The sequence below is a fragment of the Magnetospirillum sp. LM-5 genome, assembly GCF_902729445.1.
Lineage (GTDB): Bacteria > Pseudomonadota > Alphaproteobacteria > Rhodospirillales > Magnetospirillaceae > Magnetospirillum.
This window is the reverse complement of sequence record NZ_CACVCE010000001.1, coordinates 189,335-209,665: the sequence shown is the minus strand read 5'-3', so window position 1 is coordinate 209,665 and position 20,331 is coordinate 189,335. Positions and strand designations below refer to the sequence as shown.

23 protein-coding genes are annotated in these 20,331 nt (G+C 65.2%); 10 read left to right on the top strand and 13 right to left on the bottom strand.

The genetic code is table 11. From position 1 onward, the window contains the following. Positions 1-4 precede the first annotated feature (4 nt). From MTBLM5_RS01040 to MTBLM5_RS00995, 10 genes are all read left to right on the top strand, one after another. Complete coding sequence (locus MTBLM5_RS01040; protein WP_173973947.1) at positions 5-793, top strand: DsbA family protein; 789 nt, start codon at positions 5-7, stop codon at positions 791-793. A gap of 144 nt (positions 794-937) precedes the next feature. Then, entirely contained in the window at positions 938-1,852 is a 915-nt protein-coding gene (locus MTBLM5_RS01035; protein ID WP_173973946.1) for a branched-chain amino acid ABC transporter permease LivH, read from the top strand. A gap of 1 nt (position 1,853) precedes the next feature. Further along, the gene (gene livM / locus MTBLM5_RS01030; RefSeq protein ID WP_173973945.1) at positions 1,854-3,107 is read left to right on the top strand and encodes a high-affinity branched-chain amino acid ABC transporter permease LivM; all 1,254 of its coding nucleotides are present in this window, start codon (positions 1,854-1,856) and stop codon (positions 3,105-3,107) included. Continuing rightward, positions 3,104-3,946: an ABC transporter ATP-binding protein gene (locus MTBLM5_RS01025; protein ID WP_173973944.1), complete on the top strand. Its 843-nt coding sequence runs from the start codon at positions 3,104-3,106 to the stop codon at positions 3,944-3,946. Before livM ends, MTBLM5_RS01025 begins: the two co-directional genes overlap by 4 nt. 3 nt (positions 3,947-3,949) lie before the next feature. Next, the gene (locus MTBLM5_RS01020) at positions 3,950-4,666 is read left to right on the top strand and encodes an ABC transporter ATP-binding protein (RefSeq protein ID WP_173973943.1); all 717 of its coding nucleotides are present in this window, start codon (positions 3,950-3,952) and stop codon (positions 4,664-4,666) included. Continuing rightward, a complete protein-coding gene (locus MTBLM5_RS01015; protein WP_173973942.1) occupies positions 4,663-5,004 on the top strand; it encodes a DUF6867 family protein in 342 nt (113 codons plus the stop codon). The genes MTBLM5_RS01020 and MTBLM5_RS01015 overlap by 4 nt, the downstream gene beginning before the upstream one ends. Before the next feature lie 59 nt (positions 5,005-5,063). Then, on the top strand, positions 5,064-6,164 hold the full coding sequence (locus MTBLM5_RS01010; protein ID WP_173973941.1) for a branched-chain amino acid ABC transporter substrate-binding protein: 1,101 nt from the start codon (positions 5,064-5,066) through the stop codon (positions 6,162-6,164). A gap of 161 nt (positions 6,165-6,325) precedes the next feature. Continuing rightward, positions 6,326-6,649 carry a four-helix bundle copper-binding protein gene (locus tag MTBLM5_RS01005; RefSeq protein WP_173973940.1) on the top strand — a complete coding sequence of 108 codons (324 nt, stop codon included), beginning with the start codon at positions 6,326-6,328 and terminating at the stop codon, positions 6,647-6,649. 35 nt (positions 6,650-6,684) lie between these two features. Further along, positions 6,685-6,930 (top strand): hypothetical protein, encoded by a 246-nt coding sequence (locus tag MTBLM5_RS01000; RefSeq protein WP_173973939.1) that lies wholly within the window; start codon positions 6,685-6,687, stop codon positions 6,928-6,930. 3 nt (positions 6,931-6,933) lie between these two features. Then, entirely contained in the window at positions 6,934-7,356 is a 423-nt protein-coding gene (locus MTBLM5_RS00995; RefSeq protein ID WP_173973938.1) for a bacteriohemerythrin, read from the top strand. On the opposite strand, the gene MTBLM5_RS00990 is transcribed toward MTBLM5_RS00995, so the two are convergent. The 13 genes from MTBLM5_RS00990 to nuoI form a co-directional block, all read right to left on the bottom strand. Next, positions 7,334-7,537, bottom strand: coding sequence for a hypothetical protein (locus MTBLM5_RS00990; protein ID WP_173973937.1), 204 nt, complete (start codon positions 7,535-7,537; stop codon positions 7,334-7,336). The two genes, MTBLM5_RS00995 and MTBLM5_RS00990, sit on opposite strands and share 23 nt — an antisense overlap. Positions 7,538-7,623: 86 nt before the next feature. After that, positions 7,624-8,772 (bottom strand): diguanylate cyclase domain-containing protein, encoded by a 1,149-nt coding sequence (locus MTBLM5_RS00985; RefSeq protein WP_173973936.1) that lies wholly within the window; start codon positions 8,770-8,772, stop codon positions 7,624-7,626. After that, on the bottom strand, positions 8,756-9,223 hold the full coding sequence (locus MTBLM5_RS00980) for a hypothetical protein (RefSeq protein WP_173973935.1): 468 nt from the start codon (positions 9,221-9,223) through the stop codon (positions 8,756-8,758). The genes MTBLM5_RS00985 and MTBLM5_RS00980 overlap by 17 nt, the downstream gene beginning before the upstream one ends. Before the next feature lie 100 nt (positions 9,224-9,323). After that, on the bottom strand, positions 9,324-10,559 hold the full coding sequence (locus MTBLM5_RS00975) for a nitrate/nitrite transporter (protein WP_254430849.1): 1,236 nt from the start codon (positions 10,557-10,559) through the stop codon (positions 9,324-9,326). Positions 10,560-10,713: 154 nt separating this feature from the next. Further along, positions 10,714-12,408, bottom strand: a complete 1,695-nt coding sequence (locus MTBLM5_RS00970) for a ribonuclease J (protein WP_173973933.1) — start codon at positions 12,406-12,408, stop codon at positions 10,714-10,716. Continuing rightward, on the bottom strand, positions 12,408-13,187 hold the full coding sequence (locus MTBLM5_RS00965) for a type III pantothenate kinase (protein WP_173973932.1): 780 nt from the start codon (positions 13,185-13,187) through the stop codon (positions 12,408-12,410). The genes MTBLM5_RS00970 and MTBLM5_RS00965 overlap by 1 nt, the downstream gene beginning before the upstream one ends. Before the next feature lie 14 nt (positions 13,188-13,201). Further along, entirely contained in the window at positions 13,202-13,945 is a 744-nt protein-coding gene (locus MTBLM5_RS00960; RefSeq protein ID WP_173973931.1) for a biotin--[acetyl-CoA-carboxylase] ligase, read from the bottom strand. Between the two features lie 14 nt (positions 13,946-13,959). Continuing rightward, complete coding sequence (gene nuoN, locus MTBLM5_RS00955) at positions 13,960-15,411, bottom strand: NADH-quinone oxidoreductase subunit NuoN (protein WP_173973930.1); 1,452 nt, start codon at positions 15,409-15,411, stop codon at positions 13,960-13,962. 15 nt (positions 15,412-15,426) lie between these two features. Further along, positions 15,427-16,941, bottom strand: a complete 1,515-nt coding sequence (locus tag MTBLM5_RS00950) for an NADH-quinone oxidoreductase subunit M (protein WP_173973929.1) — start codon at positions 16,939-16,941, stop codon at positions 15,427-15,429. 15 nt (positions 16,942-16,956) lie between these two features. After that, positions 16,957-18,885 (bottom strand): NADH-quinone oxidoreductase subunit L, encoded by a 1,929-nt coding sequence (nuoL, locus tag MTBLM5_RS00945; protein WP_173974053.1) that lies wholly within the window; start codon positions 18,883-18,885, stop codon positions 16,957-16,959. Positions 18,886-18,895: 10 nt separating this feature from the next. Further along, positions 18,896-19,207 (bottom strand): NADH-quinone oxidoreductase subunit NuoK, encoded by a 312-nt coding sequence (gene nuoK, locus MTBLM5_RS00940; RefSeq protein WP_173973928.1) that lies wholly within the window; start codon positions 19,205-19,207, stop codon positions 18,896-18,898. Next, a complete protein-coding gene (locus MTBLM5_RS00935) occupies positions 19,207-19,818 on the bottom strand; it encodes an NADH-quinone oxidoreductase subunit J (RefSeq protein ID WP_173973927.1) in 612 nt (203 codons plus the stop codon). Before MTBLM5_RS00935 ends, nuoK begins: the two co-directional genes overlap by 1 nt. Positions 19,819-19,831: 13 nt before the next feature. Then, positions 19,832-20,320, bottom strand: coding sequence for an NADH-quinone oxidoreductase subunit NuoI (gene nuoI, locus MTBLM5_RS00930; protein ID WP_173973926.1), 489 nt, complete (start codon positions 20,318-20,320; stop codon positions 19,832-19,834). Between the last annotated feature and the right edge of the window lie 11 nt (positions 20,321-20,331).

Genomic DNA, 20,331 nt, shown 5'->3' with positions numbered 1-20,331 from the left:
GTCGATGATTCGCAAGACCTTTGCCGCCGCCCTGCTGGCCTCGGCCGCCCTGTTCACCGCGCTGCCCGCCAGCGCCCAGGAAGACCAGACCTTCAACGCCAAGCAGACCGACGCCATCCGCAAGATCGTCCGCGACTATCTGATGGAGCATCCCGAGGTGATCGGCGAGGCCATCGAGGCCCTGCGCGAGAAGATGAAGGCCCAGGCCGAATCCGACGCCAAGAAGGCGATCGAATCGCGCAAGGATGAAATCCTGAACGCCGCCGATGATCCGGTCAGCGGCAATGCCGCGGGCGACGTCGTGGTGGTCGAGTTCTTCGACTACAACTGCCCCTATTGCAAGGTGGTCCTGGACCCGATGATGGAGGCCGTCAAGGCCGACACCAAGGTCAAGGTGGTGTTCAAGGAGATGCCGATCCTGTCGGAAGAATCGCTGACCGCCGCCCGCGTCGCCCTGGCCGCCAAGAAGCAGGGCAAGTATGACGACGTGCACCGCGCCTTCATGAAGTTCCGCGGCAAGCTGGACGACAAGGCGATCTTCCGCCTGGCCGGCGAGGCCGGCGCCAACGTCGATCAGATCAAGAAGGAAATGATGGCGCCCGAGATCGAGAAGCAGATCCGCAAGAACATCGACCTGGCCCACGCGCTGGACATCTCGTCGACGCCGTCCTTCGTGGTGGCCGGCAAGGACGGCAAGGCCGCCCGCATCCTGGCCGGCGCCATCGAAGGCCCGGTGTTCAAGCAATTGTTCGACATCACCCGGAAGGGCGGCCGCCTGAGCGGCGCCAACTGACCGGTCCCGACAGCTCTGGGCGAAGGCCGGCCGCAAGGTCGGCCTTCGTCGTTTCGAGCACCCTGTCCGCTTGACTTGCCCGCCCGCTCGCGTAGGGTTTCCAGGGCCCTGCCCGAGGGTGGGCGGCGGCGACCGGGAACAGGCATGGAATACTTCCTTCAGCAATTGATCAACGGCTTAACACTGGGGGCGATCTATGGGTTGATCGCCATCGGCTACACCATGGTCTACGGCATCATCGGCATGATCAACTTCGCCCATGGCGAGGTTTACATGCTGGGTGCCTTCATCGCCTTGATCGCCTATTTGGTTTCGACCTTGGTCGGCGGCCAGTCGGTGGCGCTGGGCCTGATGGCGGCCCTGTTGGCCACCATGCTGTTCACCGGATTGTGGGGCTGGGCCATCGAGCGGGTGGCCTATCGCCCGCTTCGCGGCGCGCCCAAGCTGGCGCCGCTGATTTCCGCCATCGGCATGTCGATCGTGTTGCAGAATTTCGCCCAGATCAGCCAGGGCGCCCGGGTCAAGCCGCTGCCGCCGGTGATCGGCGGCGGGTTCGAGCTGATGCAGGGCGACGATTTCACCGTCAGCCTGTCTTCCCTGCAGATCGTCATCATGGTGGTGACGGTGGTCCTGATGTCCCTGTTCACCTGGATCATCACCCGCACCCCGCTGGGCCGCGCCCAGCGCGCCACCGAGCAGGACATGAAGATGGCCGCCCTGCTGGGCGTCGATGTCGACCGGGTGATCTCGGCGACCTTCGTGATGGGGGCGGTGCTGGCCTCGGTGGCCGGGCTGATGGTGACGCTGTATTACGGCGTCATCGATTTCTATATCGGCTTCCTGGCCGGCATCAAGGCCTTCACCGCCGCCGTGCTGGGCGGCATCGGCTCGCTGCCGGGCGCCATGCTGGGCGGGCTGCTGCTGGGCCTGATCGAGGCCTTCTGGTCGGGCTATTTCTCGATCGAGTACAAGGATGTCGCCGCCTTCTCGATCCTGGTGCTGGTGCTGTTGTTCCGCCCCACCGGCCTGCTGGGCCGGCCGGAAGTGGAGAAGATCTGACATGATCGCGCCAGCCATCGCCACCGCCTTGCGTGAGGGCCTGGCCGGCGCCTTGGTCGCCGCCGGCCTGGCCCTGCCGATGCTGGGCTTCCGCCTGGTGGATTCGTCGCAAGGCCTGTCGCTGGGCACCCGGTTCGACTGGGTGCTGTGGGCCGCCCTGATCGTCGGATTGGGCCGCTTCGCCATGACCATGCTGCGCGGGGCCTGGCAGCCGTCCCAGGCGCCGGCCATGGGCGAGGCCAAGGCCGCCCGCCTGCGCCTGATGGCCGGCTGGGCCTTGGCCGGGCTGGCGATCACCCTGCCCTTCCTGCCCTTTTCCGACCGCAATCTGGTCGATAAGGCGACCTTGGTGCTGATCTACGTGATGCTGGGCTGGGGGCTCAACATCGTGGTCGGGCTGGCCGGTCTGCTGGATCTGGGCTTCGTCGCCTTCTATGCCGTCGGCGCCTATTCCTATGCGCTGTTGGCCACCGGGCTGGGCTGGTCGTTCTGGCTGTGCCTGCCGCTGGCCGGTCTGTTCGCCGCCGGCTTCGGGATCGCCTTGGGCTTTCCGGTGCTGCGCCTCAGGGGTGATTATCTGGCCATCGTCACCCTGGGCTTCGGCGAAATCATCCGCGTCATCTTGCAGAACTGGCAGGATTTCACCGGCGGCCCCAGCGGCATCAGCTCGATCCCGCGCCCGACCCTGTTCGGCCTGCGCTTCATGGCCAGTGCGCCGGAAGGCCACCAGACCTTCGCCGATTATTTCGGCCTGGCCTTTTCGGGCGACCACCGGGTGATCTTCCTGTACTTCATCATCTTAGGCCTGGCGCTGTTGACCAATCTGTTCACCCTGCGCATCCGCCGCCTGCCCATCGGCCGGGCCTGGGAAGCGCTGCGCGAGGACGAGATCGCCTGCCGTTCGCTGGGGCTGAACCCCACCACCATCAAGCTGTCGGCCTTCGCCCTGGGGGCGATGTTCGCCGGCTTCGCCGGTTCGTTCTTCGCCACCCGCCAGGGCTTCATCAGCCCGGAAAGCTTCAGCTTCATCGAATCGGCGGTGATCTTGGCCATCGTCGTGCTGGGCGGCATGGGCAGCCAGATCGGGGTGGTGCTGGCCGCCCTGATCCTGGTCGGCCTGCCGGAATGGTTCCGCGAATTGCAGCAATACCGCATGATCGCCTTCGGCGGCGCCATGGTGTTGATCATGCTGTGGAAGCCGTCGGGATTGCTTGCCAGCCGCGCCCCCACCATCCGGCTTAAGGGGGCGAAATGACCTTCACGCCGCTGTTGGAGGTCGAGCACGTCACCATGCGCTTCGGCGGCCTGATCGCCGTCAACGACCTGTCGTTCCAGGCGGGCCAGGGCAAGATCACCGCCATCATCGGCCCCAACGGCGCCGGCAAGACCACCTTGTTCAACTGCATCACCGGCTTCTACAAGCCGCAGGTCGGGCGCATGGCGCTGCACCACCCTTCGGGGCCGGTGCTGCTGGAGCGGCTGGACGATTTCCGTATCGCTGGCCAAGCCCGGGTCGGGCGCACCTTCCAGAACATCCGCCTGTTCGCCCGCATGAGCGTGCTGGAAAACCTGATCGTCGCCCAGCACAAGACACTGATGGCGGCCAGCGGCTTCTCGCTGGCCGGCCTGTTGGGCCTGCCCCTCTATCGCAAGGCCGAGGCCCGCGCCGTCGACAAGGCCCGCCATTGGCTGGACAAGGTCGGCCTGACCGAATGGGCCGATGCCGATGCCGGCTCGCTGCCCTATGGCTCGCAACGCCGGCTGGAAATCGCCCGGGCGATGTGCACCGACCCGCTGCTGTTGTGCCTGGACGAGCCGGCGGCCGGCCTGAACCCCCGCGAATCGGCCGAGTTGAACAATCTGCTGGTCGGCATCCGCGACGAAGAAAAAATCGGCCTGTTGCTGATCGAACACGATATGAGCGTGGTGATGGGCATTTCCGACTGGGTGGTGGTGCTGGATTACGGCGCCAAGATCGCCGAAGGCGCCCCTGCCGACATCGCCCGCGACCCGGCGGTGATCCGCGCCTATCTGGGCGAGCCCGAGGACACGCCGCTGCCGCCCGACATCGCCGCCGAGATCGGGGAGCTTTGACCCATGCTGAAGGTCGAAAACCTCCATTCCGGTTACGGGCGCATCCAGGCGCTGCACGGCATCGACCTCGAGGTCGGGCAAGGCGAGATCGTCACCCTGATCGGCGCCAACGGCGCCGGCAAGACCACGCTGTTGATGACCATCTGCGGCAATCCGCGCGCCACCCAGGGCCGTGTGCTGCTGGACGGCACCGACATCACCCGCTTGCCCACCCACAAGATCGCCCGCCTGGGCCTGGCCCACAGCCCGGAAGGACGGCGGATCTTCCCGCGCATGAGCGTGCTGGAAAACCTGCAGATGGGCGCTGTGGTGGCCGATCCCAGGCATTTTTCCGACGATCTGGACCGCGTGCTGGCCCTGTTCCCGCGCCTGCAGGAACGCCTGAACCAGCGCGGCGGCACCCTGTCGGGCGGCGAGCAGCAGATGCTGGCCATCGGCCGCGCCCTGATGAGCCGCCCCGCCCTGCTGTTGCTGGACGAGCCGTCGCTGGGCCTGGCCCCCTTGGTGGTGCGCCATATCTTCGACCTGATCGCCCGGATCAATTCCGAACAGAAGGTCACGGTGTTCCTGGTCGAACAGAACGCCTTCCACGCCTTGAAGCTGGCGCACCGGGGGTATGTCATGGTCAACGGCCGCATCGCGCTGGCCGGCAGCGGCGCCGAATTGCTGGCCAACCCGGAAATCCGCAGCCATTACCTGGAAGGGGGCGTGCAGGCATGATCGACAGCGTCCCCGTCTTCATCGGAATCACCATCTTGTTCATGGGCGGCTGCGCCTTCATGACCGGCAACGCCTTGGCCCGGACCTGGCGGCCATGGTGGATGGGCGCCCTTTACGCCCTGGGCCTGGGCGCCGCCGACCGTTTCATCGGCTTCGCCCTGTTCGGCGGCAGCCTGCTGTCGCCCGGCGGTTACGTCATCGACACCATGGTCCTGGAAGCCATCACCCTGGCGGCCTGGCGGGTGACCCTGGCCAAGCGCATGTGCGACCAATATCCGTGGCTTTACCAACGGTCCGGCCTGTTCGGCTGGACCGATAAGATCGCCCATCGCCACTAACCGGCCTGGGTGTTAAGGTTTAACAGGGACACGAACCACCTACTGGAGGGACAAGGGAGATGAGGACGATCAAGACGATTGCCGTCGCCGCCGCCATCGCGGCGTTGACCACCGCCACCGCCAAGGCCGACATCGTGATCGGCGTGGCCGGCCCGATGACCGGCTCGGAAGCCGCCTTCGGCGAGCAGTTCAAGCGCGGCGCCGCCAAGGCGGTCGAGGACATCAACGCCAAGGGCGGCGTGCTGGGCCAGAAGCTGCAATTGGTGATGGGCGACGACGCCTGCGATCCCAAGCAGGCCCGCTCGGTCGCCGAGGAACTGGCCTCGAAGAAGGTCGCCTTCGTCGCCGGCCATTTCTGCTCGGGCTCGTCGATCCCGGCCTCCGAGGTCTACCAGGAAAACGGAATCTTGCAGATTTCCCCGGCCTCGACCAATCCGAAGTTCACCGAACGCGGCCTGCCCAACGTGTTCCGCACCTGCGGCCGTGACGACAACCAGGGCAAGATCGCTGCCGAATACGTCGCCCAGAAGCTCAAGGGCAAGGTGGTCGCGGTGATCCACGACAAGTCGGCCTATGGCAAGGGCCTGGCCGACGAGTTCAAGGGCTCGCTGAACAAGCTGGGCGTCAAGGAAGCCTTCTTCGAGGCCATCACCCCCGGCGAGAAGGATTATTCGGCGCTGGTGACCAAGGCCAAGCAGGCCAAGGTCGATGTGCTGTTCCTGGGCGGCTACAAGACCGAGGGCGGCCTGATCGTGCGCCAGATGCGCGACCAGGGCATGAAGACCACCCTGATGGGCGCCGACGCCCTGGTCACCGAGGAATATTGGGCCATCACCGGCGCCGCCGGCGAAGGCACCTTGATGACCTTCAGCCCCGATCCGCGCCTGCTGCCGCAGAACGCCGATCTGGTGAAGCATTTCCGCGCCCAGAATTACGAGCCCGAGGCCTATACCCTGTACACCTATGCCACCATCCAGGCGTGGGCGCAGGCGGTCGACAAGGCCAAGAGCACCGAGTGGAAGAAGGTCGCCGACACCTTGCGCGCCAACAAGTTCGACACCGCCATCGGCAATGTCGGCTTCGATGCCAAGGGCGACGTCATCGGCCCGACCTATGTCATGTATGTGTGGAAGAACGGCAAGTACACCTACGCCGACTGACCCGCGTTTCGGCAAGATGAGAGCGTCGCGCCTTTGATCGAAGGCGCGACGGTTAAACCAGGGCCCGGCGGTCATCCGCCGGGCCTTTCGCGTTGACGGAACGCGCCAATGGTTGCACGCTTTTCCACGAGCGATTCGCCACACGAGGGAGGGACCAGACCATGTCCATGAAGAGCTGTATCGACGCCTGCGACGAGGCCCACCGCGTCGCCACCGAGGCGGCCATCCACGGCATGCAGCACGGGGGCGCGCTGGCCGAGTGGGAACTGGTGCAATTGCTGCTGGATACCGCCGACATCGCCGAGACCGCCACCGACTTCCTGCTGCGCAGCTCGCGGCAATTCACCGGCCTGTTGCGCGTCACCGCCGAAATCTGCGACAAGTGCGCCGATTCCTGCGAGAAGCTGGCGGCCGAGGATCTGCGCATGAAGCAATGCGCCGAGGCCTGCCGCCGCGCCGCCACCCAGTGCCGCAAGCTGCTGTAGCCACAGCCCCCACACCAACCAGGAAGGGCAGAGCCATGGACGAGACCCGGATCACCGCGGAGCTGCCCAACCTGACAATCGCCATCGACCATCGCGCCGAAGACGGTGCCGAGACCATCATCATCCGCCTGACGGCCTGCCCCGATTTCCGCCAGGCCCTGCCCCTGGCGGAAGGAATGATGCAGGCTTTGCCGTGGTTGGCGCCATGGTCCTTGTGGACCCGAACGATCGAGACCATGCTGGCTCCTTGGGCCGCGCTACTGCCGCCGCCCCGGAGCTAAGAAATGCCCTTGATCGTTTGGGATCACAGCTACAGCGTCGGTTCACCCCAACTGGACGCCGACCATCAACGCTTTCTCGACATCCTGGGCCGGGTCTACGATCTGTGGCGCCAGGGTCAGCCCGACACGGTCGCCCTGAACGCCCTGTTCGACGAGCTGCAATCCTTCACCGACGAACATTTCACCCGCGAGGAAGCGGCGCTGGCGGCGCGCGAATACCCGGTCGATTTGTTGCTGGCCCACCACGAAATGCACCACGAGTTGAAGCGCCACGTCGTCGAGTTCCGCGCCCGGCATTTATCCGGGCAGGCGCCCGACCGCCTGACCGACGAGATGATCCGCTTCCTCAAGCATTGGCTGCTGGATCACATCATGAACGAGGACATGAAATACCGGCCGTTCTTCACGCAGCAGCGTCACGCATAAGCGATTCCATCACCTGCGAGGCCAGGCACGAACAGGTCAGGCGAAATTGGCAATGGATGGTCCGGTCGCAGGTCAACGCCATGTTCAACGCGCGGCGAAGATCCGGCCCCGGCACGGCGCCGCCGACCAGTCTGGCGTTTGACAAGGCCGGCAGGCAGCAAAAGAAATCGCGGATGTCCATCGGCCCCAACCGTCTGTTTTCCTGACGGGATGCTAGGGCCAAGCCGGATGCTCGGCTACTATCCTATGGACTCAGTCGCGAAACCTTCATCTTTGCGCCACGACATAGCAATTCTTGCCGTGCCTTTTCGCGGCATACATCGCCTGATCGGCGCGCTTCATGATATCGCCTAACCTCTCGGGGCCGGGGTGCGGCGTCGCCACGCCGATGCTGCAGCCGATCCCGTCGCCGATGGTGGCGATGCTGGCAACCAACCGGCCGGCGATGTCGGCCGCCAGTTCACCGATTGCGTCGATCGGCCCGGCCACGCCGATCACGAATTCGTCGCCGCCCAGCCGTCCGACGACATCGCCAGCACCGATCGCGGCCCTTAGAATGTCGGCGGCGCGAACCAGGACACGGTCGCCCGCCTCGTGCCCCAACGTGTCGTTGACCGCCTTGAAGCCGTCGAGATCGATGAACAGAATGGCCAGACCCGACCCGTCCGGGCAATTGTCCTTCAGGGCCTGAGCCTGGTCGAGGAACAGCCCGCGGCCGGCCAGGCCGGTGAGTTGGTCGCATTGCGCCTGACTGAGCGCGGCCGCGGTCTGCTCGTTGACGCTGACCGCCTCGAGCAGGGCCGCCTGGGTCTCGATCTCGCGTGCCTTGACGGTGCCAAGGGCGGCCCCCATCGCCCCCAACTCGACGATATCGCTGTCCGGCACGCTGTCGGCATGGCCGTCGGCCAGCGCCGCAGACGCCGCCGAGGCCCGCGTGATCTGGCCGGCCAGATGGCGCGCCAACCACAGGGCGACGACGATGCTGGCTGCCAGAACGGCGCAGCCGGCCACCGCGACCTCGATCAGGAAGCGGTCGGCCTCGGCGTCGATGCTGGCCTCGGGCACCGCGATCGCCACCCACAAATCCCAGCCGGGCACCTTGGACAAGGCTGTGGAACTGGGCACGCCCTCGCGCGTCAGGGTCGGAAACAGGCCGGTGCGCCGCTCGGCCTGCGCCTTCACCAACGAAGGCGGCGCCTTGGTCCCGATCGCCGATTCGGGCGAGCGCGTCCGCGCCACCGTGGTTCCGTCGGCGGCAAGCAGCACCCCGGTCCAATGCTCGGGCAGGCGCTGCTCGCCCAGGACGTCGTTGAAACTGCTGGCGGTCATGTTCATGCGCAGGCACAGCACCCCTTTGTCGCCCAAGCTGACCGGCAGCCCCAGCGACACCGCCCACACCTTAGACACCGCCCCCATGAACGGCCCGGAAATGACCGGCCGGCCGGTGGCGATGGCGCGGCCGGCCGAGTCGATGTCGGCGGTCGGCGGTCGGCGGCAATTTTTCGCCGAACGGGCGCGAGGTGTGAAAGATCATCTCGCCGTCGGAACGGACCATATTGATGGCCAGAACCTCGGGATAAAGCGGGCGGACCCGACGGGCGAACTCGGCCAGGGCGGCCACGTCGCCCTTCCGGGCGGTGTCGGACTGAGCCAAGGCGTGCAGGCCACCCAACGCCGCCGACAAACGCTCGGCCACCGCGTTGGCGGTCGCTTCCGTTCGTTGCGTCAGCAAGATCGCCGTCGCCTTGCTCTGCGACAGACCCAATTGATAGACGGCATAGCCGGAAAAAGCGATCAGCGGCAGCGCTGCGAACGCAGTCAGCAATACAAGCCAGGCCCCCAGCCGCAGCCGCACTCGAAGTCGCATGGAATTTCTCGTCGCCCGATCCGGGACGCCATTCGCAGGCGGCCCTACCCGACGACACTATACATCGCCCCGCCCGGTAATCGCTTGATTATTCAAGATATCAGGCCGGTTTGCGCAGCAAGGGCAGCGCCCACACCATCGAGGCCGCCAGCAGAACCGCCGGCACGGCAAAGGCGATGGTGAAGGCTTCCGCCGGCCAACCGATGTCCGATTTCGGCCATAGTCCGATCACCGCCCCCAGCCCCCACTGCATCAGGAAAGCGCCCATGAACATGCCCAAATTCAGGCTGGTGGTCGCCCGGCCGGCCAGATGCGGCGAAAACCCCCGGGTCGCCACCACATAGGACAAAGTGCTGGACGCCCCCGAGAAGCCATAGACCACCGCCAGCACCAAGGGCGCGGCGACGAAGCCGGCCATCATCAAGGTCTGGCAGATCAGGAACAGCACCAGCCCGCCGCCCAGCACCCGGGCGGGATCGACGCCAACCCGCCCGGCCCGTTCGGCGATGACGCCCCAGCCCAGGAAACCGGCGGCCATGCCGGCGGCCATGGCGGTCAGGCCGGTGGCGACGCCGTCGGGGGGCAGGCCGGCGACATCGCGCAGCCATGGTCCGGCCCACAGGCCCTGGATGGCCATGAAGGCCGCCTGCGATACCACGCCAACCGGCAGCAGCCGCCAGAAGCGGCGGTCACGATAGATGCGGCCGACCTCGGCCAGTTGCTGGGGCAGACTTTCGGGGACCGCGTTGCCATGGCGATCGGGCACCACCAGGAACAGGTTCACCGCCGCCGCCACCGTCAGGAATGCCAGCACCACGAAGATGGTGCGCCAATCGACGAAGGCCAGCGCCGCCTGGACCGGCGCGGTGGCCGCCACCGCGCCTAGGCCACCGGCCGACAGGATGATGCCGTTGAACAGGGGCAGCTTGGCCGGCGGGAAGAACTGGACGTTGGCCTTCAAGGCGGCCATCAGGCAGGCCGACACCCCCAGCCCGACCAGGGCGCGCCCCAGGATCAGGGTCTCGGCCGATTGCGCCACCGAAAAGGCGGCCGAGCCGGCGGCGGCGAACAGCAGCAGCGCGGCCTCCACCCGGCGCGGCCCGAAGCGATCGAGCAAGATGCCCAGCGGCAGCTGGAACGAGCCGAAGGCCAGGAAATACACCCCGGTCATCAGCCCCAGGTCGCCGGCATCCAGATGCACCGCCTTGCTGATCAGCGGCGCCAGCACCGCGTTGACGGTGCGGTACAGATAGGACAGGAAATATCCGGCGGCGAACGGGGCCAGGACCCGCAGGGCCAACACACGAAGGGACAGGGTGTGACGGGCGTCGGACACGGGAATATCTTTCGTCATTGCCGGGCTTGACCCGGCAATCCATGGATGCCCGGATCAAGTCCGGGCATGACGGGACGGTGTCGTTGATCGACGGGTCACTGGTATTACCATGACCGCGCCGGGGACAGGAATCAACGAAGCGATTGAAACGGTGTCAAACCCGGACCAGATGGACATTGGTGATGGGCTTGTGGCCCAGCATCTCTTTCAACTGGCGACGCACGGCGCGGCGCACCGCCTCGGCGGCCACCGCATCGTCCTTGCGGCCCGAGGGGGGCAGGTCCTCGAAGGCGTCGCGGGCGGCTTCCACCACCAGATCGTGCTCCTCGGCCCAATGCTCGGCATCCAGCAGGCCCAGCGCCGTCACCTGCGGATCGGTCAGCAGGAAGCCCTTGCGGTCGCAGACGATGGTGCACACGGCCGAGCCGTTGAACACCATGCGGCGGCGATCGCGGATCAGCTCGCTGTCCAGGCGGACCAGACGGGGGCCGCCTTCCAGGGCCTGGCCGTCCACCGCCAGCCGGCCGGTGGGGACATGGTCGATCACCTCGGCTGGGCCGGGGGCCAGGCGCAGCATGGCGCCATTGTCGATGGCCACCGCCTGGGTGCAGCCCAGTTCCAGCGCCAGGGCGCAATGGACCTGGACGTGGCGGGCCTCGCCATGCACCGGCACGGCGATGGCGGGCTTGAGCAGGCGATACATCTCTTCGACCTCGTCGCGGGCCGGGTGGCCGGACACGTGGATCGGCTCTTCCCGATCGGTCACCACATCGACGCCCAGCCGGATCAGCTGGTTCTGCACCCGGAAGATGGCCTTTTCGTTGCCGGGGATGACGCGCGACGAGTAAAGCACCACGTCACCCTTGCCCAGCTTGACGGTGGGATGGTCGTTGGCGGCGATGCGGGCCAGTGCCGCCCGCGCCTCGCCCTGGCTGCCGGTGCACAAGTAAAGGATCTGGTCGGCCGGCAGATGGGCGGCGTCGTGGTCGGTCAGGAAGGGGCGGATATCCTTCAGATAACCCAGCTCGCGCGCCGCCTTCTCGATGCGCCACAGGCTGCGCCCGACCAGGGCCACCGAGCGGCCATTGGCCTCGGCGGCCAGGGCGACGCTTTCCAGGCGGGCGACGTTGGTGGCGAAGCAGGTGATGGCGACCCGGCGCTTGTAGCGGCCCAGCAGGCCGATCAGGTGGGCCCGGACCTCGGCTTCCGAGCCGGAATGGCCCTTGGTCATGACGTTGGTGGAATCGCCCACCAAGGCCAGCACCCCTTCCCGGCCGATCCGGCGCAGGGCCTCGTAATCGGACGGGTCGCTGATCAGCGGATCGGGGTCGAACTTCCAGTCGCCGGTATGGACCACCAGCCCGGCCGGAGTGCGGATGGCCAGCAGGTTGGGTTCGGGGATCGAGTGGGTCAGGGACACCATTTCGATGTTGAACGGGCCGACATCGAAGCGCGAGCCCTGGGCCACCACATGCAGCGGCACGATGTTCTGCAGGCCGGTTTCGTGCAGCTTGCCCTTCAGCACGGCGGCGGCGAACGGGCTGGCATAGACCGGGCATTTCAGGCGCGGCCACAGATACTGGATGGCGCCCAGATGATCCTCGTGACCGTGGGTGATGACCAGGCCGACCAGATCGTCGCGATGGTCCTCGATCCATGACGGATCGGCCATCACCACGTCGATCATCGGCATGGTCTCGTCGCCGAAGGTGACGCCGCAATCGACCATCAGCCACTTGCCGTCATAGCCGTACAGGCCAAGATTCATGCCGATCTCGCCGGCACCGCCAAGGGGAAGGAAGGTAAGCTCGCCGACGGAATCGGCGGTAACAGGCTTCTTGCGCGCCATCAGGCTTCCAAACGTTTGTTGCGACGGTGAATTTCCAATAGGCCCCGCAGCGTCAGGTCGGGGTCCAGCTTGCCGATCACCGGCGTCGCCTCGGCGAACAAGGGCGCCAGCCCGCCGGTGGCGACCACCAGCATCTTGGCTCCGGCCTCTTCCTCGATGCGGCGCACCAGCCCCTCGATCAGGCCGACATAGCCCCAAAAGATGCCCGACTGCATCGCCGGCACCGTGGCCTTGCCGATCACCTGCTTGGGCCGGCCGATGGCGACGCGCGGCAGCTTGGCGGCGGCCATGTGCAGGGCTTCCAGCGACAAATTGATGCCCGGCGCGATGGCGCCGCCGCAATAATTGCCCTCGGCATCGACAACGTCGAAGGTGGTGGCGGTGCCGAAATCGATGACGATCAGCGGACCTTGATAGCACATATGGGCGGCCACCGCGTTGACCAATCGGTCGGCGCCCACTTCCTCGGGCCGGTCCAGCAGGACCTGGATGCCCAATTGCACCCCTTCGTCGCCGACCACCACCGGGTCACAGGCGAAATAGCGCCGGCACAGCGTCTTCAACGAGAACACCATGGCCGGCACCACGCTGGCGATGATCGCCGAGGTGATGTCCTCGCGGCGCATGCCGGCGGTGGTCAGAAGCTGCATCAGCCACACCCCCAATTCGTCGGCGGTGCGGTCGGTGTGGGTCGAAGCCCGCCACTCGCCCTTGACCTGTTCGCCGTCGAAAACGGCGAAGACGATGTTGGTGTTACCTGCGTCGATGGCAAGAAGCATGGGGACCCTTCCGGTCAGACGGGGGGAAAGAACACATCGCCGGCCAGGATACGGCGCAATCCCTGGCCGGGTTGATCCAAGATCAGTGCGCCTTCCTCGTCAAGTCCGGTGAAGGTGCCGGTCACGGTTTCCGCTTCCAGACGCACCACGCACGGCTCGCCCAACCCGCGCGAGCGATCCAGCCAGGCGTGGCGGATCGGTGTGAATCCCTGTTCGCGCCACAGCCCAACCGCCGGGATGAACGCCGCCATGAAGCCGTCCAGCACCCCCATCGCGTTGCCGCGATAGCCCAGCTCGGCCAGGCTGACCGCCGGATGGTTCATGCCCTCGGCCGGCGGTGCGTCGGCGACATCGACACCCAGACCCAGGATCAGCCATTGGCTGCCGACCGGCTCCAGCAGCATGCCGGCGCATTTCTTCCAGCCCTCATGGGTCTCGGCCATCACGTCGTTGGGCCATTTGGCGCGCAGGCGGGTCAGGGGAAGGGCCTGGGAAAGCCCATCGACCAAAGCGGCGGCGGCCGCGAAGCCCAGTTGTGCCGCCTGCCCCAGGCGCCCATCGATGCCGATCAGCACCGAACAATGCAGGTTGCCTTCCGGGCTGATCCAGGTGCGGCCGCGCCGCCCCCTGCCCTTGCTTTGCTGACCCGCCGCCACCACAAGCAGATCGGCGGCTGATCCGTTCGCGATCAGCCGCCGTGCTTCATCGTTGGTACTGTCGACGCTGTCCCGCCAGACCAGGCGGGACGGCGTCGGCATTTGGGGAACCGAGATCACTGGGCGAACAATACCGCCGCAGCCGCCTTGGCGCGGACCAGCAGCGGACCCGGGACGAGGGTGAACAGCAGCACCACCGCGGTCGAAACACCCATCACCAGGGTCATCGCCCCGCCCTGCAGACGGTCGAAGGTTTCCACCACCTCATCGAAATACATGATCTTGATGATGCGCAGATAGTAATAGGCGCTCACCACGCTGGTCAGGATACCGATCACCGCCAGGGCGAACAGGCCCTGATCGACGGCGGCCTTGAACACGTAGAACTTGCCCCAGAAGCCGGCCAGCGGCGGGATACCGGCCATCGAGAACATCAAGATGGCCATCACCGTCGCCATCAGCGGATGGGTCTTGGACAGACCGGCCAGGTCCTCGATGCCTTCGACCAGGCGGCCCTTCTGACGCATGCACAAGATCACGGCGAAGGCGCCGATATTCATGAACAGGTAGATGGCCAGATAGATCAGCACGCCCTGGACACCGTCGGCGGTCCCGGCGGCGATGCCGACCAGGATGAAGCCGACATGGCCGATCGAGGAATAGGCCATCAGACGCTTGATGTTGGTCTGGACGATGGCGGCGAAGGAGCCGACGAACATCGACATGATGGCGATGAACGACACCACCTGGCGCCACTGGTCGGCCATATCGCCGAACGGGCCGACCATGACGCGGGTGAACAGCAACATGGCGGCGATCTTGGGGGCGACGGCGAAGAAGCTGGTCACCGGGGTCGGAGCACCTTCATAGACGTCGGGGGTCCACATGTGGAACGGCACCGCCGAGATCTTGAAGGACAGGCCGGCCATGATGAACACCAGGCCGACGATGAAGCCCAGATGCGGGTGGACGGCATGCTCGCCGCCGAACAGCTTGGCGATCCCGTCGAACGAGGTGGTGCCGGCGAAGCCGTAGACCAGCGAGGCGCCGTACAACAGCAGCCCCGAGGCCAGGGCGCCCAGCACGAAGTACTTCAAGCCGGCCTCGGTCGCCCGGGCGCTGTCGCGGTGATAGGCGGCCAGCACGTAAAGCGACAGGGATTGCAGTTCCAGGCCCAGATAGAGCGACAGGAAATCATTGGCCGAGACCATCATCATCATGCCCAAGGTGGCGAACATGATGAGGACCGGATACTCGAAGCGGCCCAGCTTTTCCTTTTCCAGGTAGTTCATGCTCATGGCGGCGGTGAAGGCCGAAGCCACCAGGATCATCACCTTGGCGAACACGGCGAAACCATCCAGCACGAACATGCCGCCGAAGGTCGAAAGCTTCTCGCCGCCCAGGCCCCAAGTCACCAGCACGCAGGCCACCAGGGTCAGGATGACGATGATTGTCGCGGGCTTGGTGGTGTCGGACTTGGAAAACACGCCCAGCATCAGAAGGCCCATGGCCACCACGGCCATGATCACTTCCGGCAAAGCGGGGATGAGGTCGATCGTTGCAGTCATGTCGTCCAATCCCCTTTAGCGAGCCGCGACCGAAAGGCCGTTGGCGGCGGCCTTGGCCAGTTCGAAATTGTCGATCAGCTTGGCGACCGAGGCATGCATCGGTTCCAGGAAGGTGTTCGGATAGACGCCCATCCAGATCACCAGCACGATCATCGGGGCGAACATCGCCACCTCGCGCGGGGACAGATCCATGATGGACTTCAGATCCTCGCGGGTCAGCTTGCCGAACACCACGCGGCGATAGAGATACAGCGCATAGCACGCACCCAGCACCAGGCCGGTGGCGGCGAACAGGGCCACCCAAGAATTGACCTGGAACACGCCCAGCAGCACCAGGAACTCGCCGACGAAGCCCGAAGTGCCGGGCAGGCCGACCGAGGCCATGGTCATCAGCATGAACACCGCCGCATATTTCGGCATGCGTTCCACCAGGCCGCCATAACGGGCGATCTCGCGGGTGTGCATGCGGTCATAGACCACGCCGACGCACAAGAACAGCGCGCCCGAGACGATGCCGTGCGACAGCATCTGGTACATCGCGCCCTCGACGCCCTGGGTGGTCATCGAGAAAATGCCGATGGTCACGTAACCCATGTGGGCGATCGAGGAATAGGCGATCAGCTTCTTCATGTCGTCCTGCACCAGGGCCACCAGCGAGGTGTAGATCACCGCGACGATGGACAGGGTGTAGATCAGCGGCGTGAAGTATTCCGAGGCGATCGGGAACATCGGCACCGAGAAGCGGATGAAACCGTAGGCGCCCATCTTCAACAGCACGCCGGCCAGGATCACCGAACCGGCGGTTGGGGCCTCGACGTGGGCGTCGGGCAGCCAGGTATGGACCGGCCACATCGGCACCTTGACGGCGAACGAGGCGAAGAAGGCCAGCCACAGCCACAATTGCATGCGGCCGTCAAAGGCATGGGCCATCAGGGTCGGGATGTCGGTGGTGTGGGCGTCGAAATACATCGCCAGCATGGCGATCAGCATCAGCACCGAACCGGCCAGGGTATAAAGGAACAGCTTGAAGGCCGCATAGACCCGGCGTTGGCCGCCCCACACGCCGATGATGATGAACATCGGGATCAGCACGCCTTCGAAGAAGACGTAGAACAGCACCATGTCCAGGGCGCAGAACATGCCCACCATCATGGTCTCGAGGATCAGGAACGAGATCATGTATTCCTTGACCCGATTCTCCACCGCGCCGATGGACGACAGGATGCAGATGGGGGTCAGGAAGGTCGACAGCAGCACGAACCACACCGAGATGCCGTCGACGCCCATGGTATAGGCGATGGCGGTTCCCGGCAGCCAGGTGGTGGATTCCTTCAACTGGAAATCCGCCGAGGCCGGATCGAAGCCGGACAGGATGAACAGCGAGACGACGAAGGTCGCCACCGAGGTCAGCAGCGCCACGTTGCGGGCATTACGCGCCACCACCTGGGCTTCGCCGCGGATCGCCAGGATGAACAACGCGCCCACCAGCGGCAGGAACGTCGTCAACGAGAGCAAGGGCCAATCGGTCATGGTCTTCCCCAGACTTTAGCGCGCGTTGAACATGTACCAGGTGACGAAGGTCGCCACACCGATCAGCATCGCAAAGGCGTAATGGTAAAGGTATCCGGACTGCAGACGGCCGACCTTGCCGGCGATCGCCTTGGTGGCGGCCGCGACACCGTCGGGACCGACACCGTCGATCAAGGCGCCGTCGCCGCCCTTCCACAGACCCCGGCCCAGCTTGAAGGCCGGACGCACGAACAAGAAGTCGTACAGCTCGTCGAAATACCACTTGTTCAGCAAGAACAGGTAGATGCCGTTGAAGCTCTTGGCCAGCATGCCCGGCACCGACGGCGCGAACATGTAAAGGATATAGGCCAGCGCGATACCCGACACCGCCACCACCGTCGGCAGGGTCGCGACCCAGCTGGGGATGTGGTGCAGGTTTTCCATGGTCGGATGGGCGGCGGTCACCAGGATGGCCGACTTCCAGAATTCGGCGCGGTCGTGACCGACGAACATCTCGTAGCCCAGCCAGCCGGCCAGCACGGCGCCGGTGGCCAGCACCAAGAGCGGCAGCACCATCACCGCCGGGCTTTCATGGACGTGGGCCATGGTGTGCTCGTCGGCGCGCGGCTTGCCGTGGAAGGTCAGGATCAGCAGACGCCAGGAATAGAAGGCGGTCAGGAAGGCGGCGGCGACACCCAGGACATAGGCCAGCAGGCCGACGTTGGAATGGGCGGCGAAGGCGGCTTCCAGGATGGTGTCCTTGGAATAATAGCCGGCGAAGAACGGGATGCCGGCCAGGGCCAGCGAGCCGATCCACATCAGCGCCCAGGTCACCTTGACGTGCTTCCAGATGCCGCCCATGCGGCGGATGTCCTGTTCGTCGCTCATGGCGTGGATCACCGAGCCGGCACCCAGGAACAGCAGCGCCTTGAAGAAGGCGTGGGTCATCAGGTGGAAGATCGCCGCCTGATAGGCCGACACGCCGATGGCGAAGAACATGTAGCCCAGCTGCGAGCAGGTCGAATAAGCGATGATGCGCTTGATGTCGTTCTGGACGCAGCCGACGGTGGCGGCGAAGAAGGCTGTCGCCGCGCCGATGATGGTCACGGTGGCCAGCGCGGTGTCCGAGAACTCGAACAGCGGGCTCATGCGGGCAACCATGAAGACGCCGGCGGTGACCATGGTGGCGGCATGGATCAGCGCCGACACCGGGGTCGGGCCTTCCATCGCGTCGGGCAGCCAGGTGTGCAGGCCCAGCTGAGCCGACTTGCCCATGGCACCGACGAACAGCAGCAGGCAGCAGACGGTGACCGCGTGCCATTCGACGCCAAAGAAGGTCACCGTCGCCCCGGCCTTTCCGGGAGCGGCGGCGAAGATGGCGTCGAAGACGACCGAGTCGAACATGTAATAGACGCCGAAGATGCCCAGCGCGAAGCCGAAATCGCCGACGCGATTGACCACGAAGGCCTTGATGGCGGCGGCGTTGGCCGACGGCTTGTGGAACCAGAAGCCGATCAGCAGGTACGACGCCACACCGACGCCTTCCCAACCGAAGAACATCTGGATCAGGTTGTCGGCGGTCACCAGCATCAGCATGGCGAAGGTGAACAGCGACAGATAGCTCATGAAGCGCGGCTTCGACGGATCATGGCTCATATAGCCGACCGAGTAGACGTGAACCATGAACGACACCCAGGTCACCACGATCATCATGACCGCGGTCAGGGTGTCGAACTTCAAGGCCCACGACACGTTGACGGTGCCCGACTGGATCCAGTTCAGCAGCGGGATGACCACCGCATTGCCCTCGATGGCGACCGACTTGAAGATCAGCCCCGAGATGGCGGCGGACACGCCCAGAAGCGTGCAGGTGACGAGCTGCGCACCCCGGTCACCGATGAAGCGGCCGAACAGGCCGGCGACGATCGAGCCCAGCAGCGGCAGGAAGACTGCGGCGATATACATCATTGCCGGATTACCCCTTCAGCTGGCTGATTTCCTCGACCGCGATGGTGCCGCGGTTGCGGAAGAAGACGACGACGATGGCCAGACCGATGGCGGCCTCGGCGGCGGCGACGGTCAGGATGAACATGGTGAAGACCTGGCCGACCAGATCGTTCAGGAACGACGAGAAGGCCACCAGGTTAAGGTTCACCGCCAGCAGCATCAGCTCGACGCTCATCATGATGATGATGACGTTCTTCCGGTTCAGGAAGATGCCGAACACGCCCAGCGTGAACAGAATGGCGGCAACGGTCAGGTAATGGGCGAGACCGATAGCGAACATCAGATGCCTCCCCCGGTGGGAACCTTGACGATTTCGACGCTGTTCTTGGCGGTGCGCGCGATCTGATCGGCGATCACCTGCTTGCGCACGCCGGGACGGCGGCGGTGGGTCAGCAGGATCGAGCCGACCATGGCCACCAGCAAGATCAGGCCCGACGCCTGGAACAGATAGGCGTAGTCGGTATAGAGCAGCCGGCCCAGCGCCTCGGTGTTGGTGATCTGGTCGGCCGCCGGAGCCGGGGCCTTGATCAGCGCCTCGACGTCGGGGGCAAAGGCCCAGCCGCCGAAGATCACCGCCAGTTCGACCACCAGCACCAGGCCGATGACCGCGCCGATGGGCAGATACTGCGCCACCCCTTCCCGAAGCTTCAGGAAGTTGATGTCCAGCATCATGACGACGAACAGGAACAACACCGCCACCGCGCCGACATAGACGACGACCAGAACCATCGCCAGGAATTCGGCGCCCAGCAGCAGGAACAACCCGGCCGCGTTGAAGAAGGCGAGGATGAGGAACAGAACCGAGTGGACCGGGTTCCTGGCCGAGATGACCATGACACCGGCAGCCACCGCCAGGCCTGCGAACATGTAGAAAATGAGAGCCGCGATCATGCCATCCCCCTGGTCAACGGTACGGCGCGTCTTCGGCGATGCGGTGGGCCAGTTCGGCCTCCCAGCGATCGCCGTTCGCGAGCAGTTTGGACTTGTTGTACATCAGTTCCGCCCGGGTCTCGGTGGCGTACTCGAAGTTCGGCCCCTCGACGATGGCATCGACCGGGCAGGCTTCCTGGCACAGGCCGCAGAAGATGCACTTGGTCATGTCCAGATCGTAGCGGCGCGCCCGGCGCGAGCCATCTTCCCGAGGCTCGGCCTCGATGGTGATCGCCTGGGCGGGGCAGATGGCCTCGCACAGCTTGCAGGCGATGCAGCGTTCTTCGCCCGAGGCATAGCGGCGCAGCGCGTGCTCGCCCCTGAACCGCGACGACAGCAGACCCTTTTCATAAGGGTAGTTGATGGTGACCTTGGGCTTGAACATGTAGCGGAAGGTCAAAGCCAAGCCCTGGAACAGTTCCGTCAACAGGAACGCCCGGGCGGTACGGTCGAGAAACGACATACCCAATCCCT

Coding starts and splice junctions, on each gene's coding strand:
- MTBLM5_RS01040 (WP_173973947.1), top strand. CDS start 5: ATGATTCGCAAGACCTTTGCCGCCGCCCTGCTGGCCTCGGCCGCCCTG.
- MTBLM5_RS01035 (WP_173973946.1), top strand. CDS start 938: ATGGAATACTTCCTTCAGCAATTGATCAACGGCTTAACACTGGGGGCG.
- livM (WP_173973945.1), top strand. CDS start 1,854: ATGATCGCGCCAGCCATCGCCACCGCCTTGCGTGAGGGCCTGGCCGGC.
- MTBLM5_RS01025 (WP_173973944.1), top strand. CDS start 3,104: ATGACCTTCACGCCGCTGTTGGAGGTCGAGCACGTCACCATGCGCTTC.
- MTBLM5_RS01020 (WP_173973943.1), top strand. CDS start 3,950: ATGCTGAAGGTCGAAAACCTCCATTCCGGTTACGGGCGCATCCAGGCG.
- MTBLM5_RS01015 (WP_173973942.1), top strand. CDS start 4,663: ATGATCGACAGCGTCCCCGTCTTCATCGGAATCACCATCTTGTTCATG.
- MTBLM5_RS01010 (WP_173973941.1), top strand. CDS start 5,064: ATGAGGACGATCAAGACGATTGCCGTCGCCGCCGCCATCGCGGCGTTG.
- MTBLM5_RS01005 (WP_173973940.1), top strand. CDS start 6,326: ATGTCCATGAAGAGCTGTATCGACGCCTGCGACGAGGCCCACCGCGTC.
- MTBLM5_RS01000 (WP_173973939.1), top strand. CDS start 6,685: ATGGACGAGACCCGGATCACCGCGGAGCTGCCCAACCTGACAATCGCC.
- MTBLM5_RS00995 (WP_173973938.1), top strand. CDS start 6,934: ATGCCCTTGATCGTTTGGGATCACAGCTACAGCGTCGGTTCACCCCAA.
- MTBLM5_RS00990 (WP_173973937.1), bottom strand. CDS start 7,537: ATGGACATCCGCGATTTCTTTTGCTGCCTGCCGGCCTTGTCAAACGCC.
- MTBLM5_RS00985 (WP_173973936.1), bottom strand. CDS start 8,772: ATGGGGGCGGTGTCTAAGGTGTGGGCGGTGTCGCTGGGGCTGCCGGTC.
- MTBLM5_RS00980 (WP_173973935.1), bottom strand. CDS start 9,223: ATGCGACTTCGAGTGCGGCTGCGGCTGGGGGCCTGGCTTGTATTGCTG.
- MTBLM5_RS00970 (WP_173973933.1), bottom strand. CDS start 12,408: ATGGCGCGCAAGAAGCCTGTTACCGCCGATTCCGTCGGCGAGCTTACC.
- MTBLM5_RS00965 (WP_173973932.1), bottom strand. CDS start 13,187: ATGCTTCTTGCCATCGACGCAGGTAACACCAACATCGTCTTCGCCGTT.
- MTBLM5_RS00960 (WP_173973931.1), bottom strand. CDS start 13,945: ATGCCGACGCCGTCCCGCCTGGTCTGGCGGGACAGCGTCGACAGTACC.
- nuoN (WP_173973930.1), bottom strand. CDS start 15,411: ATGACTGCAACGATCGACCTCATCCCCGCTTTGCCGGAAGTGATCATG.
- MTBLM5_RS00950 (WP_173973929.1), bottom strand. CDS start 16,941: ATGACCGATTGGCCCTTGCTCTCGTTGACGACGTTCCTGCCGCTGGTG.
- nuoL (WP_173974053.1), bottom strand. CDS start 18,885: ATGTATATCGCCGCAGTCTTCCTGCCGCTGCTGGGCTCGATCGTCGCC.
- nuoK (WP_173973928.1), bottom strand. CDS start 19,207: ATGTTCGCTATCGGTCTCGCCCATTACCTGACCGTTGCCGCCATTCTG.
- MTBLM5_RS00935 (WP_173973927.1), bottom strand. CDS start 19,818: ATGATCGCGGCTCTCATTTTCTACATGTTCGCAGGCCTGGCGGTGGCT.
- nuoI (WP_173973926.1), bottom strand. CDS start 20,320: ATGTCGTTTCTCGACCGTACCGCCCGGGCGTTCCTGTTGACGGAACTG.